Below are 13,776 nucleotides of genomic sequence, written 5' to 3'. Positions count from 1 at the left end.
TGTCCGCGTCGATGCGGAGCATGATTGAGATGGCCGAATTCGCGACGGAAATGACATTTCCGCCATTTGTCGCCAGCCTATGGTTCGCGCCTCATAGTCCCCCGGAGTCTTCGATGCGCAAACCTGTCCTCTCCGTCGCCTTCGCGGCCCTTCTTGCTTCAGCCTCCTCCGGCATGCCCACAGCGCCCGCCGCGGCCGCCCCGCTCGCCGTCCAGGCCGATGCGGTTCGATCCGTGATCGTGTTGCCCGCGCCCAAGGCCGGGCGGACACGGCCCCTGGTAGCCGTGATCGCGGACTCGGCCGGGGCGGAGACCACTGACTTCCTGATCCCCTACGGCGTCTTGAAGGACTCCGGCGTCGCCGATGTGGTGGGCCTCTCCACCGCCGATGGGCCGCTGCAGTTGAAGATGGCCGTGAAGATTCAACCCGATCAGACGACGGCGCGGTTCGACGTCGCGCAGCCGGCGGGCGCCGACATTGTCATCGTGCCCGCTCAACTTCATCCCAAGAGCCCGGCGCTGGTCGACTGGATCCGAAAACAGGCCGCCCAGGGCGCGGTCATCGTCTCGATCTGCGAGGGCGCCCGGGTCGTGGCGGCGGCGGGCCTCCTCGACGGCAAGCGGGCGACGACCCACTTCGCCGCGCTTGAACAGCTCGAAAAGGCCTATCCAAAGACCACCTGGGTGCGCGACCGCCGCTGGGTGCAGGACGGCCGCGTCATCAGCACCACCGGCGTCTCGGCGTCCATCCCCGCTTCGTTGGCCTTGATCGAGGCGATCGCTGGCCGCCAGGCGGCCGAGGCGACGGCGGCGCGACTGGGAGCCGGTGACTGGAGCCCGCGCCATCGCACCGCCGAGTTCAAGGTCGAGCGATCCGACTATTTCGTGGGCGTGGCCAATCTCGCCGCCGTCTGGAAACACGAAACGGTCGAAGCTCCGCTCCAGGCCGGCGTCGACGAGATCGCGCTGGCGCTCCAGGCTGATGCATGGCGTCGCGGCCTGCGCACGAAGGTCGTCGTCGCCGGCTCTGGCCCGGTCCGGTCTCGCCACGGCCTGACGATCCTGCCGGACGCGCCGCACAAGGCCGATGCCATCGTGCTCACAACCCCCGCCGGCGGCTCCGCCGCGGTGTTGGATTGGACCTTGGCCGAAATGACCCACCGTTATGGCCCCGAAACGGCGCGCTTGGCTTGGCTGGGGATGGAGTACGGCCGCGAGGACGGCGCGCGGCACTAGAGATCGCCAAATGACGGCGCGAACGGAAAGTCAGCTTTCCGCTCCGACCCAAACGTCCGCTCCTGGCGCTAAGTGGCGGCCCCCTGAAGGAAGCTTTATGGCCTTCACGCCTTTTCCAGCAGCGCATCGCTTCAGGCCGGGTGCGCCTCGCGCTCTGTTTTATGAAGTGTGCTGAGCAGGCCGGCCGCCAGGGTCAGGAGGGCGCCAATGGCTAGCCCGATGCGCGGGGCGGCGTCGAGCGTGAGCCGGCTGAACAGCAGCGTCATGACGACAACCCCCGCTGTCTGGCCGGTCAGACGCGCCATGGATTGCAGACCACCCGCCGCACCGCTGCGCTCCATCGGCGCCGAAAGGAACATGTTGCGGTTGTTGGTTACCTGGAAAAGTCCAAAGCCGAGCCCGCAGAGCATGACGATGGGCACGATCGTGACAGGCGCCTCGGCCAGCGGCCAGGCGGACGCCGCGAGGAGGCCGGCGGATAGCAAGGCGCAGCCGGTGGCGCACAGCAGAGCCGTCGTGGAGGGCTTTGCCATGCGCCCGGCCAGCGTCGCGGACACAGCGGCCATCAGCGGCCACGGCGTGATGTAGAGGCCAGCATCCAGGGGGCTGAGACCAAGGCCGTGCTGGAGGTAGAAGGGAAGGGCGATGAGCCCCGCGCCCTGGCCGATGAAGCAGCAGGCCGACGCGATGACGGATCGGCGGAACGATGGCGCGCGAAGGAGATCGAGCGGCAGGAGCGGAGCGGCGTGGGACGCTTCGCGCCGGATCAGCGTCGTCAGGCCCAGTACGCCCCCGGCGAAAGCGACCACGGCTATGGCCGGCGCCTTCACGATCATTTCCGCGCCGACGATCAGCAGGCCGAACGCGCTCATGCTCAGGGCCAGGCTCACCCGCTCCAGGCGACGCGCCGAGCCGGGCGCGAGCGGGAGGGCGTTGGCCGCTGCAAGCACCAAGAAACCCAGCGGCAGATTGATGGCGAAGAGCCAGGGCCAACTCGCCAGGGACAGGACGAGCGCGCCGACCGTCGGACCCGCCGCGGATGTCAGGGCGACCACCAAGGCGTTCCAGCCGATCGCCACGCCCAGCCTGTGCGCTGGGACGACGGTCCGCAGCAGCGCCACGCCGAGCGACATGACCGCCGCGGCGCCCAGGCCTTGGGCCAGGCGGGCCACCACCAACCACGCCAGGTTCGGCGCGATCGCGCAGAGGCCGGAAGCCACGGTGAACAGCGCCACGCCGCCGATGAAAACCCGGCGGTGGCCCAGGCTTTCGCCGAGCGCCGCGCAGGGCAGGAGCGCCATGACGAGGCCAGTCTGGTAGGCCGTGACGACCAACACCGCCGCGGCGGGCGAGACGCGCAGGTCGCGAGCCAGGGTCGGCAGCGCCACGTTGACGATCGAGGCGTCCAGCACCACGAGCATCAGCGCCGTCAACACCGAGGCGATCGCCAGCGTCGAGCGACCGCGCCCTGTCATGGACGGGCGATCCGGAACACGCCGTCCTGATCGGCGTAGCGGGTGATCCGGCCCTCTTGCTTGTCTTCGACCTGCAGGTCGCGCTCGGTGAAGCGGAAGAGCAGGGCGGGGCCGGTCCTGCAGTGCGTGTCGTGGATATCGCTCGGCAGGTAGGTCATGGCCGTTCCAGGCCGAACCAGGGTCGTGTCCCGTTTGACAAGGCGTACCTGTCCGTCCGGATCCGCGGTCCGGCCGTAGCTGCCCATCTCGACGTCGCCGCTTTGGACGCCGTACAGCACCCAACTACGCCCATGGTCATGAGGCTGGCGATAGAGGCCCTCCTGCTCGGTATGAGCCAGGAGCACAAAGCCATGGTCGGGATCGCGATAAAGCTCCTGACTGGCCGGCTTTTCGTTGAGCAGCGCGGCAAGCCAGTCCTCGGTCGGGGCGGCGTGCAGCAGGGCCCGCAGATGGCCCCGGCAATCGGCGATCAGGTCGCTCGAAAGCGGACCCCAGCTGGCCCGGACATCGGCGATAAAAGTTTGAAGCGAGTTCCTGTGCATCGGCTTTCCTCTCGCGCCGAGAGCGGCGTTCGATGAAAGCTAGCGCTGGCCAAGGTGTGGCGGAACGCGCACGAATTTCACTGATTCATTGCGTTTGACGCCATGTCATGGGCGGGTGTTACTGTGCGCGAATGCAGATTCCGGACCTCAACCTTCTGGTGGCGCTGGACGTGCTGCTGGCCGAGGGCAGCGTCACGCGAGCGGCCTCGCGCCTGCGGCTCAGTCCCTCGGCCATGAGCCGCGCCTTGGCGCGCTTGCGCGAGGTGACGGGCGATCCCCTGTTGGTGCGGGCTGGGCGGGAGCTGGTCCCCACGCCCAGGGCGATTGAGCTTCGTGACCGCGTCGCCCAACTTGTCCAGGACGCGCAGGCCGTGCTTCGACCGGTCGAAGCGCTGGACCTCCGGCAGATGCGGCGCGCCTTCACCCTGCGCACCAGCGAAGGCTTCGTGGAAACCTTCGGCCCGGCGCTGATCGGGCGCCTGGCTGTCGAGGCGCCGGGCGTCCAGCTGCGTTTCGTCCAGAAGCCCGACAAGGACAGCAAGCCGCTGCGCGACGGTCTTATCGACCTCGAGACGGGCGTGGTGGAAGGCGATACGGGACCCGAACTTCGCACCCAGGTCCTGTTTCGCGATCGTTACGTCGGGATGGTGCGCCAGGGGCATGAGATAACGACGGGCGCGATGACGCCGGCGCGCTATGCGGCCGCGCCCCATGTGGCCGTATCGCGAGATGCGCTCGCCAAGGGCCTCATCGACGACGCTCTGGCGCGTATCGGCGTCGTCCGCGAAGTGGCCACGGTCGTGGGCGGCTTCGCCACCGCGATCTCACTGGCGAGGTCGGCGGGCTTGGTCGCCACCGTGCCTGAGCGTCATACGCAGGGACTGAGAGACGGTCTCGTCAGCTTTGAACTGCCCATGCCTGTCCCCGAGTTTTCGGTGTCGTTGCTCTGGCACCCACGCATGGACGCCGATCCAGCTCATCGCTGGTTGCGCGGGCGCGTGCGGGAAGTCTGCGCAGATCCGGCTGGCTAGGTCCCTGGGGGGCGAACTCGCTCGTACCTCTAGCGGTCTGGCGCAGGACGGTCATGAAACCGCGATTCACCTCACCCCCTCGGCGGCGCCGTCGAAGCCCGGTGGATCAGGGTGAAGGGCAGGAGTTCGTCGCGGGGCCGCTGTCCGGGTTCCGAATTGCGGGCCCCGCCGTTGATCAGCATCTTGGTCGCCAGGGTCGACATCTCCACCAGCGGCTGGCGGACGGTGGTCAGTTGCGGACGGCTGAGGCGCGAGACAGGGCTGTCATCGAAGCCGGCCACCGACAGGTCGCCGGGGCACGAGAGGTCGGCCTCGGCCGCCGCCGCCAGGGCCCCCAGGGCCATGTCGTCATTGGACGCGAAGATCGCTGTCGGCCGCTCGGGCAGGGCGATCAGGGCGGTCGCGGCCTTGTGCCCGGACTCGAACGTGAAGTCGCCCTCGCGGACCCACGCCTTGTCGACCTTCAGCCCGCGCGCCTTCATGGCTGCGAGGTAGCCTTCGCGGCGGGCCTGGCTGGCGCCGTAGCGCTGGTCGCCGGCCATGAAGCCGATCCGGGTGTGGCCCAGGTCGATCAGGTGCTCGGTCATCTCGCGCGCGGCGGCGACGTCGTCCATGTGCACGCGGGGGCCCGCGCCCTCGGGCTTTTCCGGACCCAGGCGCACATAGGGCGTGCCGGCCTTGTCGAGCAGCTCCAGCACCACCTCGTTGTCGCAGGAGGGCGGAGTCAGGATCACGCCGTCGGGCTTGAGGGCGGCCAGCAGGGCGCCGACCTCCTGGCGCACGCGCGGGCCGTCGTGGTCGATCAACTCCACCAGCAGGTGATAGCCGGCCGCGCGGGTCTCGACGGTCGCGCCCAGCTGGATGCGTTGCAGGTAGTCCGAACCGCGCTCGCTGCGCCAGTGGTCCAGGGTCAGGGAGGCGTCGACGAAGACGGCGATCACGAACGAGCGCGAGCCGGCCAGGCTGCGGGCCGACAGGTTCGGCGCATAGCCCAGGGCTCCGGCCGCCTCGAGCACGCGCTCGCGCATCTGCGGCCGCACGTTGGGCTCGTTGTTCATCACGCGAGAGACGGTCTTGATCGACACGTCGGCCCGCGCCGCAACGTCATAGATCGTCACCGACGCCATGGGCCCGCCCGGTTGCTTCGGTCCTGGTTGCTTGGACTCATCTTCATCCCGCCAACCTAGAGCAACTGCGCGGCATAAGGCGACGCTCCCGATTCAAAAAAGCGCGTTCCCAAGCCGTGACGCCTGCTTTGTCGTCGCTGGCGGCTTGTGTCCCCTGGCGCGGGGGGCCAGTGTCCGAGCCAATCGCGGCGCAGACCGCGTCTTGTCGGGGAGGCGTGATGACGACGGCGGAGGCGGTGGGAATCGACAGGGCAAGACCGACAATTCCCGTGAAGCCCAGCTTCATCGCCGCCTTCACCCTGGCCCAGATCGGGGCCTATGTCAGTTTCATGCCCCTGTTCCAGGTGCTGTTGCCGCTGAAGGCCGAGGCCATCGATTCGGCGAACAAGGCCGTGGTGCTGAGCCAGGTCGCCGTCCTCGGCGCGGTCACCGCCAGCATCGCCAACCTGGTGGCGGGCGCCATCAGCGATCGGACGACGTCGCGTTTCGGTCGCCGGCGTCCCTGGATGGTGATCGGCGCGCTGGGCACGGTGGCCTCGTACTTCCTGATCATGATGGCCAAGAGCACGGTCCACCTGATGGCGGGAATCGTCTGCTTCCAGCTGGCCTTCAACGTGCTGTTCTCGGCCCTGCTGGCGGTGCTGCCCGACCGGGTGCCCGACGACCAGAAGGGCAGGGTGGCGGCCTTTCTCAGCCTGGGCCACCCGATCGGCGCCATGGCCGGGGTGATCCTGGTCGGCGGGCTGCTGGTCGGCGAGGCCTCGCGCTATTTCGCCATCGGTGTGGTGCTTCTGGTGGCCATCGCCCCGTTCGCCCTGGGCCTGAACGACACGCCGCTGCCCGCCGGCGAGCGGCCGCCGTTCAAGTGGCGCGACTTCCTGTCGGGGTTCTGGATCAATCCGCGGGCCCATCCCGACTTCGCCCTGGCCTGGGTCAGCCGCTTCATGGTGCTGGTCGCGATCACCCTGACCCAGTGCTACATGCTGTTCTACCTGCAGGACGCGCTGCACTATTCGGATCTGTTTCCCGGTCGTCGCGCCGAGCAGGGCATGGCGCTGCTGACCACGGTGGCCACCTGCACCAACGTCGCCTGCGGCATGCTGGGCGGGATGCTGTCCGACCGCCTCAAGCGCCGCAAGCTGTTCGCGGCCGGCGCGGCCCTGGTGCTGGCTGGAGCGATGGTCGTCTTCTCGCTGGTGCCCAGCTGGCCGGTGGTGGTGGCCGGCTTCGTGATCTTCGGCTGCGCGGTGGGCTGCTACTACGCCGTCGACATCGCCCTGGTCAGCCAGGTGCTGCCCTCGCAGAAGGACGCGGGCAAGGACCTGGGGGTGATCAACCTGGCCAACACCTTGCCCCAGGCCATGGCGCCGATCCTGGCGATGTGGGTGCTGGGTCCGGCCCACGTCAACTATCACGCCCTCTATCTGGTGGCCGCGGGACTGGCGGCGGCTGGCGGTCTGGCCATCCTTCCGATACGGGGCGTGCGCTAAACCCGTTTCCCCGAGGGACCCGTGCCCGACCTGATCCCCATCGACGATCCGAACGACCCGCGCGTCGCGGCCTACCGGGACATCAAGGAGCGCGACTTGGTCGGCCGCCAGGGGCTGTTCATCGCCGAGGGCGAGACGGTGCTGCGGGCCTTCGTCCGCGACGCGCCCGAACGGGTCCGGTCGCTGCTGATCGACGGCAAGCGCGCCGACAAGCTGGGCGAGGTGTTCGAGGGCCTGCCGCGCGGCGTTCCGGTCTATGTCGTCGGCCAGGCCGTGCTGGACGCGATCGCCGGCTTCCACCTCCATCGCGGCGTGCTGGCCGTGGGCGCCAAGCCCGAGCCGTTGTCCGCCGAGGCGCTGCTGGCCCAGGTCCCGGAAAAGGCGGCGCGGCGCGCGGTGGTGCTGGTGCTGATGGGCATCGCCAATCACGACAATCTGGGCGGCGTCTTCCGCAACGCCGCGGCGTTCGGGGTCGACGGGGTGATCCTGGACGGCGACTGCTGCGACCCCTTCTATCGCAAGGCCATCCGGGTCTCGATCGGCGCGACGCTCAGCGTGCCGACCGCCTGGCTGACGCCGGGCGAGGACGTGGTCGGCCTGCTGGAGCGCCACGGCTTCCAGGGCCTGGCCCTGAGCCCGGCGGCCGGCGAGACCCTGGCGCGGCTCGACCCGCCGGCCCGCGCGGCGGTGCTGCTGGGGGCGGAGGGACCGGGGCTGTCCCAGGCCGTCATGGACCGGGCGCGGACCATCGGCATCCCGATGGCGGGCGGTTTCGACTCGCTGAACGTGGCCACCACCAGCGGGATCGTGCTGCATCACCTGAGGTTCGCGACGCCCTGATCCGCGAGGATTGACACCGGTGACTTGTCGGGACCGGAAGCCCGCCCTAGGGTCCGTTCGCGTCGCTTAGGGAGGTCGCATGTTCAATCGCCGGGGAACCCTGGGCGCCTTGACGGGCGGCCTGCTGACATCGCTGCTGGCGGGCGCCGCTCAAGCCAAGCCGGACCAGCTCGCTCAAGCCGCGAAGGCCCCGATGGATCCGACCGAAGTCCTTCCCCTGTGGCCCGGCGACCCGCCCGGCTCGGCCGGCGTCACGGTCGTCGAGACCGTCGTCGATCGCACCGTCGCCGGCGGTCTGCGCGACCGCGCCACGACCCACACCCGCAAGCCGACCCTGACCGTCTTCCGCCCGGCCCAGGCCAACGGCGCGGCGGTGGTGCTGATGCCCGGCGGCGGTTACGAGCGCGTGGTCAGCGACAAGGAGGGCTTCGAGACCGCCCGCTGGCTGGCCGACCGCGGCTACACCTGTTTCGTCCTGCTCTACCGCCTGCCGGGCGACCACTGGGGCGCGGGTCCCGACGCCCCGCTGCAGGACGCCCAGCGCGCCGTGCGGCTGGTCCGCGCGAAGGCGGCGGCGATGAAGTTCGATCCCGCGCGGGTCTCGATCATGGGTTTCTCGGCCGGGGGACATCTGGCCGCCAGCCTGACCACCCGCTTCGACGCCAAGGTCTATGACCGGGTCGACGCCGCCGACGACTTGTCGGCCCGGCCCGACCTGTCGTGCCTGATGTATCCGGTGGTGACCATGGTCGACGGGCCGGCCCACGGCGGTTCACGCAAGCAACTGCTGGGCCCGTCGCCCACCCCGGAGCAGATCGCCCTCTATTCGCCCGAGCAGAACGTCACCGACCGTGCGCCGCCGGTGTTCCTGGTCCACGCCGCCGACGACAAGACCGTGCCGGTGGCCAACAGCCTGATGATGTTCACGGCCCTGAAGGCCAAGGCGATCCCGACCGAGATGCACATCTTCGAGGAGGGCGGCCACGGTTTCGGCCTGCGCGGGATCGTCGACAAGCCGGTCGCCGCCTGGCCCTCCCTGTTCGAGACGTTCGCCAAGCGGCACGGGGTCTAGGGGCTATCGACCTCCAATCGCCGTGCGTGGCCCTCGTCCTTCGACAAGCTCAGGATGAGGACCATTGCAGGCCCGGGCATTCGAAAACCTCATCCTGAGCTTGTCGAAGGACGGGGTTTTCGTATCCCGAAGCGGAGCATCCACCCTCGCTAGGGCGCGCAGCCCTCGCCCTTGGCCGCCCACCGCTTGCGCTCCTCCTCCAGCGCCCGCTGCCAGCGCGTCCGAAGGACGCCGGGCCGCTGGCCGTGGCGCTCGTCGAGGAACTCGGCGCCCTCGATCCGGTCGGTGCGGAAGTTGCGGAAGTCGTTGCGCAGCTCGCACCAGGCGATCAGCATCCGGACGGTCTCGCGATAGCCGACCGTCACCGGCCAGACGACGCGCTGGCTGACCGCGCCCTTCTCGTCGCGATAGTCCAGGCGGATCTTGCGGCCGGCGTGGATCCAGGCCCGGGTCTGGGCGATGTCGATCCCGTCCGGCAGCTGGTTCCAGGCCGGCGAGGCGCCGGTGGCTGGGGTCAGCACATAGGGGCGCAGCTGTTCGGGGACGGCGGCGGCGATCTTGGCGATCAGGTCGTTGGCGGCGGTGGCCAGAACCGGGTCGCCGCGTCCGGCGACCCACTGGGCCCCCAGCACGGCGGCCTCGATCTCGTCGGGTGTCAGCATCAGGGGCGGCATGTCGTATCCGGCCTCCAGCACGTAGCCGACGCCCGCCTCGCCGCGGATGGGCGCCCTCTGGCCGATCAAGGCGGCGATGTCGCGATAAACGCTGCGTTTGGAGGTCTCCAGTTCGCACGCCATGGCGTCGGCCGTGACTGGCTGCCGGTTGCGGCGAAGGATCTGGATGATCTGGAAAAGGCGTTCGGCGCGTCTCATGGGATCACTCTGCGCGGTCGATGCTGACAGCATGCTGGCAGCAGGATGGCGGTAGCGTCCGATTGTCGCAATACGGGTTCTGGGACGGACACCGGAAGGCGGCTCAGCAGGGAGAGACCATCATGATCACGCTCTACGCCGCCGGACCCGCCTATGGCCTCCCCGAGGGCAGCCCCTATGTCACCAAGACCGAGATCCATCTGAAGATGGCGGGCCTCTGGTACGAGAAGGTCCCGGCCCATCCGGAGACCTCGCCCAAGGGCCAACTGCCGTGGATCGACGACGACGGGATCAAGGTCGCCGACTCCACCTTCATCCGCGCCTATATCGAGCGCAGCTACGGCGTCGATCTGGACGCCGGCCTCAGCAAGGCCCAGCGCGGCCAGGCCTGGGCGATCGAGCGGATGGTCGAGAACCATCTGGGCTGGGCCAGCTGCCATTTCCGGTTCTTCGACGACGACAACTTCGCCAAGGGCCCGGCCCGCTGGTTCGACGGCTTGCCGGGCGAGGCGCGGGCCGACGCCATCGACGGCCTGCTGGGCGCGGTCCAGACCAACCTCAAGGCCGTCGGCCTCGGCCGCCATTCGCCCGACGAGATCGTCGAATTGGGCGCCTGGTCGCTGACGGCCCTGTCGGAGATGCTGGGGAGCACCTCGTTCATGATGGGCCACCGGCCCACCAGCGTCGACGCCATCGTCTTCGCCATGCTGGCCCAGATCCTGACGCCGTTCTTCGACTCCCCGCTGCGCCGCCGGGCCGAAAGCCTGCCCAATCTTGTGGCCTACGCCGAGCGGATGATGGCCGGCTACTATCCCGACTTCGCGCCCCAGGCCCTCGACGCCATGTGCCGCGCGGCGTGACCCTCAGATGAGGCCGCGCGTCCTGGTGGTCGCCGGGACGCGCGGCTTTCGGGCGTTCAGGACTTCCGTTTCTGCGCGTCGTTCGCCTGGAAGTCCGCCTTGCGGTCCGGGTCGTGGGCGTGGTGGACGTCGGACTCGCCGCCGCCGCCCGAGATCTTGCTGTGGCGGCTGTAGCGATCGGGATCGTCCGGATCCTTGACCGTGGGGTCGGGACGCGGCCGCTTGGCGTTCTCATGGCTGGCGCCGGGGCCTCCCCAGCGGTCGGCGGCGGGGTTCTTGTCGGGCATGTCAGCGGTCCTGCACGTTGCCGGAGCGGGAGGTGTTCTGGCGCAGGTTGCCGTGGCGGCCCTGCTCCTTGAGATTCACATCGGCGTTGCCGGGATCGGGCGACTGCAGGTCGTCCTGGCCGGACTGGCCCTCGATCTCCGGCTTCTGGCCCTTGAAGGCGCGTTGTTCCGGCGGAATGGGCGGGGCTTTGGACATTGGTTTCCTCCATGTCTGCCCCGTTCAAACCGATCGGCGGGACGGGCGTTCCTAGCGCGCAGCTTCCCGGCCGCCCGCCAAGCGGAACCGGAACGGTCGCGCCGCGCTCCTTCAGCTTCGGGGCTTTCGAAGCTTTGGGAGGACAAGTTCATGACCCATTCCAAGATGTCGGCGCTCGTCGCCGCCTCGATCTGCGCCGCGTCCCTGGGCGCCTGCTCGGCGATGGGCGGCGGCGAGACCGGCTATTCGCCGCGCCTGGAGTCCAAGGCGTCCGACGAGAAGGCCTTCGCCACCACCTTCGCCGCGTGCCGCGACCAGGTTCGGGCCGGCAAGACCGACAAGTTCGACGTCTCCTCGTCCAGCGCCACGGCGCGCAACCTCGATCCGGGCGCCACGGGCCTGGTTCTCAAGGTCCCCTACGACAAGGCCAAGGGCGGATCGCGCGCCGCGCGCACAGCCCAGGACGAGGCCCACAAGGCGGCCATGAATCGCTGCCTGGACGCCAACGGCTATCGCGTCGCGGCCTGGGACGCGGCGTCGCGCTGACCTGACGCCTCCGGACCGAAGTTCAGACGATTTCGGTCCGGGATCGGCCAGGAGGCATCGTTGGAATCGGCATTCCAATGCTATCTAGAGGCGTGATCGGGATAGGATGCCGCCTTGTCGGATACAGCCGCGCCTCAAGCGTCCGCCGCCGCGGATCGCGCCAGTCAGACCCTGCACCGAGCCCTGGACATTCTCGAGGCCGTCGCCGAGGGCGCCCATAGCCTCAAGGCGTTCGAGGAACGGGTCGGGCTGACCCGCAGCACCACCCATCGCCTGGCCTCGGCCCTTGTCGATCGCGGCCTGCTGTCGGCGGTTGGGCGCGACTACCGGCTGGGCGGCCGGCTGGTGCAGCTGGGTCATCAAGCGAGCGAGCGCCTGGGCCTGGGCGACGTGGCGCGGCCGGTGCTGGCGGCGCTGTCGGCCGAGACCCAGGATGCGACCAATCTGGGAACCGCGGCCGGCGACGATGTGCTCTATGTCGCCCAGGCCCCCGGGCGGCGGCGCCTGGAGATCCGCCACCGGGTCGGCGACCGCAACCGCATCCGCGACACCGCCCTGGGCCGCGCCCTGCTGATCGACACGCCGCCGGCGCGGTGGGCTGCGCTGTTTTCCGACGATCCGAACGCGCCCGAGGCGGCCGCCTTCCGGCGCGACATGGAGGCGGCCCGGCGGCGGGGCCACGCCCTGCACCTGGAGGACGGCGGCGACAGCATCCGCTGCATCGCCGCTCCGATCCGCGACGCCAGCGGCGCGATCGTCGCCGCCATCAGCCTGTCCAGCGTCCCGCAATACATGGACGAGGCGCGGATGGCCGAGCTGGCGCCCCAGGTGGTCGAGGCCGCCCTGGAGATCGGCATGGCCCTGGGCTTCAACCCCGCCAGGCTGAGCCTGGAGGCCGGGGGTTAGGCCCCCAGCCGGTTGCCGTAGCCGATGATCACCGTGGCCCCGACCAGCAGGGCGACGCCGGTCCAGACCATGGCCTTGACCCCGGGGCGGGCGTCCTTCCATTCGCGGAAGGCGAAGCCCCACAGCGTGCCGAAGATGATGATCGAGGCCATGTGCAGGGTCCAGCTGGAAAAGCCGAACCGGCCCATCTGGCTTTCGCCCATCGTGTAGAAGAAGAACTGGAAGTACCAGGCGGTGCCGGCCACCGCGCACAGCAGATAGTTGGCCGCCAACGGCGAGCGCTTCAGCGCCGCGGTCTCCGGCTTGTCCGCCGCCTCGGCCGGGCTGACCGCGCCCAGCCACTGGCCGGCGCTGCGGTTCTTGACGATCAGCCAGGCGCACCACAGGCCGTTGGTGATCAGGCCGCCGAACATCACCAGGCACAGGGTCGGCAGGCCAGTCCACAGCGGGCCGGTGCCGGCGGCGGCCGACAGCGCTTTGATCGGCTCGCCGGCCGACAGCCCGAAGGCGAAACAGGCCGACATGATCCCGGAGAACACCGCCACGGCGACGCCCTTCCTGAAGTCGAACTCGGCGACCGCGGCCTTCTTCTGCTCGGCCGACAGATCGGCGTCCTTCTTGGCCCCCGCCCAGGCGACGACCACGATGCCCGCCAGGGTGACCAGCAGGCCGGCCAGGATGATCCGCCCCGACAGCGTGCCCAGCAGGGTCTCGCCGAACTGACCCCGGAAGATCGGCGGGATCAGGGTGCCGAACACCGTGCACAGGCCCAGCACCACGGCCATGCCCAGCGACAGGCCCAGATAGCGCATGGTCAGGCCGTAGGTCAGTCCGCCGAAGCCCCAGAGCACGCCGAACAGGATGCACAGGCCCGCGACCTTGGGTGGGACCTGGGCCATCACGCCCAGCAGGTCGTTGGTCTGCAGGCCGGCGAACAGCCAGGGGGCCAGCAGCCACGAGAACAGACCGCCGGTCAGCCAGAAGATCTCCCACGACCAGCGGCGCACGCCGCGATAGGGCACGTAGAAGCTGGCGGACGACAGGCCGCCCAGCCAGTGGAAGAGCACGCCGAGCAGCGGGTTGGGTGTCATGGCGTCGTCCCCTCCGGTGAGATCTTAAGTCTCACATTCTGAAATAGTATCTTATAGTTTGAATATTGAGCGTCAAGCTAAGGTGAAGTCTTGGCGACAACCGGCCTTGCCCAGGCGGGCCGTTGATCGAGTTTGTAGGCGCGTTTGGGCAGGGTGTAGGTGAGGTCGACGATCAGTTCGGCGGCCTCGACCTCGTCCATGCGGTG

The 13,776-nt window shown here is 69.2% G+C and carries 16 protein-coding genes; 8 read left to right on the top strand and 8 right to left on the bottom strand.

The window, feature by feature from the left end; all coding sequences use genetic code 11:
• Nucleotides 1-20 precede the first annotated feature (20 nt).
• The gene (locus tag ASD38_RS06850; protein ID WP_162252127.1) at nt 21-1,235 is read left to right on the top strand and encodes a DJ-1/PfpI family protein; all 1,215 of its coding nucleotides are present in this window, start codon (nt 21-23) and stop codon (nt 1,233-1,235) included.
• Nucleotides 1,236-1,366: 131 nt separating this feature from the next.
• Here ASD38_RS06850 and ASD38_RS06845 read toward each other — a convergent pair whose 3' ends face one another.
• Together ASD38_RS06845 and ASD38_RS06840 are read right to left on the bottom strand one after the other, a co-directional pair.
• Nucleotides 1,367-2,710 carry an MFS transporter gene (locus ASD38_RS06845; protein WP_056458785.1) on the bottom strand — a complete coding sequence of 448 codons (1,344 nt, stop codon included), beginning with the start codon at nt 2,708-2,710 and terminating at the stop codon, nt 1,367-1,369.
• Nucleotides 2,707-3,252 carry a hypothetical protein gene (locus ASD38_RS06840; protein ID WP_056458784.1) on the bottom strand — a complete coding sequence of 182 codons (546 nt, stop codon included), beginning with the start codon at nt 3,250-3,252 and terminating at the stop codon, nt 2,707-2,709. Before ASD38_RS06840 ends, ASD38_RS06845 begins: the two co-directional genes overlap by 4 nt.
• A gap of 131 nt (nt 3,253-3,383) precedes the next feature.
• On the opposite strand from ASD38_RS06840, the gene ASD38_RS06835 reads away from it, so the two are divergent.
• On the top strand, nt 3,384-4,283 hold the full coding sequence (locus ASD38_RS06835) for a LysR family transcriptional regulator (RefSeq protein ID WP_056458780.1): 900 nt from the start codon (nt 3,384-3,386) through the stop codon (nt 4,281-4,283).
• 71 nt (nt 4,284-4,354) lie between these two features.
• Here the strand turns inward: ASD38_RS06835 and ASD38_RS06830 are convergent, their stop codons facing one another.
• Entirely contained in the window at nt 4,355-5,410 is a 1,056-nt protein-coding gene (locus tag ASD38_RS06830) for a LacI family DNA-binding transcriptional regulator (protein WP_056438868.1), read from the bottom strand.
• 218 nt (nt 5,411-5,628) lie between these two features.
• Here ASD38_RS06830 and ASD38_RS06825 point away from each other — a divergent pair, with 218 nt between their 5' ends.
• The 3 genes from ASD38_RS06825 (at nt 5,629) to ASD38_RS06815 (ending at nt 8,812) form a co-directional block, all read left to right on the top strand.
• A complete protein-coding gene (locus tag ASD38_RS06825) occupies nt 5,629-6,900 on the top strand; it encodes an MFS transporter (protein ID WP_056458777.1) in 1,272 nt (423 codons plus the stop codon).
• A 21-nt stretch (nt 6,901-6,921) separates the two neighbouring features.
• Nucleotides 6,922-7,740, top strand: coding sequence for a TrmH family RNA methyltransferase (locus ASD38_RS06820; protein WP_056438874.1), 819 nt, complete (start codon nt 6,922-6,924; stop codon nt 7,738-7,740).
• Between the two features lie 79 nt (nt 7,741-7,819).
• The gene (locus ASD38_RS06815; RefSeq protein WP_056458774.1) at nt 7,820-8,812 is read left to right on the top strand and encodes an alpha/beta hydrolase; all 993 of its coding nucleotides are present in this window, start codon (nt 7,820-7,822) and stop codon (nt 8,810-8,812) included.
• Between the two features lie 149 nt (nt 8,813-8,961).
• Here ASD38_RS06815 and ASD38_RS06810 read toward each other — a convergent pair whose 3' ends face one another.
• Entirely contained in the window at nt 8,962-9,684 is a 723-nt protein-coding gene (locus ASD38_RS06810; RefSeq protein WP_056438880.1) for a helix-turn-helix transcriptional regulator, read from the bottom strand.
• Nucleotides 9,685-9,806: 122 nt separating this feature from the next.
• Here ASD38_RS06810 and ASD38_RS06805 point away from each other — a divergent pair, with 122 nt between their 5' ends.
• A complete protein-coding gene (locus ASD38_RS06805) occupies nt 9,807-10,544 on the top strand; it encodes a glutathione S-transferase family protein (protein ID WP_056458771.1) in 738 nt (245 codons plus the stop codon).
• A gap of 56 nt (nt 10,545-10,600) precedes the next feature.
• On the opposite strand, the gene ASD38_RS06800 is transcribed toward ASD38_RS06805, so the two are convergent.
• Together ASD38_RS06800 and ASD38_RS06795 are read right to left on the bottom strand one after the other, a co-directional pair.
• Nucleotides 10,601-10,831 (bottom strand): hypothetical protein, encoded by a 231-nt coding sequence (locus tag ASD38_RS06800; RefSeq protein WP_056438886.1) that lies wholly within the window; start codon nt 10,829-10,831, stop codon nt 10,601-10,603.
• Between the two features lies 1 nt (nt 10,832).
• On the bottom strand, nt 10,833-11,027 hold the full coding sequence (locus ASD38_RS06795) for a hypothetical protein (RefSeq protein WP_056438889.1): 195 nt from the start codon (nt 11,025-11,027) through the stop codon (nt 10,833-10,835).
• 150 nt (nt 11,028-11,177) lie between these two features.
• On the opposite strand from ASD38_RS06795, the gene ASD38_RS06790 reads away from it, so the two are divergent.
• Complete coding sequence (locus ASD38_RS06790) at nt 11,178-11,573, top strand: hypothetical protein (RefSeq protein WP_056438892.1); 396 nt, start codon at nt 11,178-11,180, stop codon at nt 11,571-11,573.
• A 114-nt stretch (nt 11,574-11,687) separates the two neighbouring features.
• A complete protein-coding gene (locus ASD38_RS06785; protein WP_056458768.1) occupies nt 11,688-12,479 on the top strand; it encodes an IclR family transcriptional regulator in 792 nt (263 codons plus the stop codon).
• Here the strand turns inward: ASD38_RS06785 and rhaT are convergent.
• Nucleotides 12,476-13,570, bottom strand: coding sequence for an L-rhamnose/proton symporter RhaT (rhaT, locus tag ASD38_RS06780; protein ID WP_056458765.1), 1,095 nt, complete (start codon nt 13,568-13,570; stop codon nt 12,476-12,478). The two genes, ASD38_RS06785 and rhaT, sit on opposite strands and share 4 nt — an antisense overlap.
• Nucleotides 13,571-13,647: 77 nt before the next feature.
• Nucleotides 13,648-13,776 (bottom strand): hypothetical protein (locus tag ASD38_RS24510; RefSeq protein WP_235523786.1); only part of this gene is annotated, 129 nt, incomplete at its 5' end.

The sequence above is a fragment of the Caulobacter sp. Root487D2Y genome, assembly GCF_001427165.1.
In the GTDB taxonomy this organism is placed as follows: Bacteria; Pseudomonadota; Alphaproteobacteria; order Caulobacterales; family Caulobacteraceae; genus Caulobacter.
The sequence above is the reverse complement of the archived record's forward strand: the minus strand, read 5'-3'. Positions and strand labels throughout refer to the sequence as shown.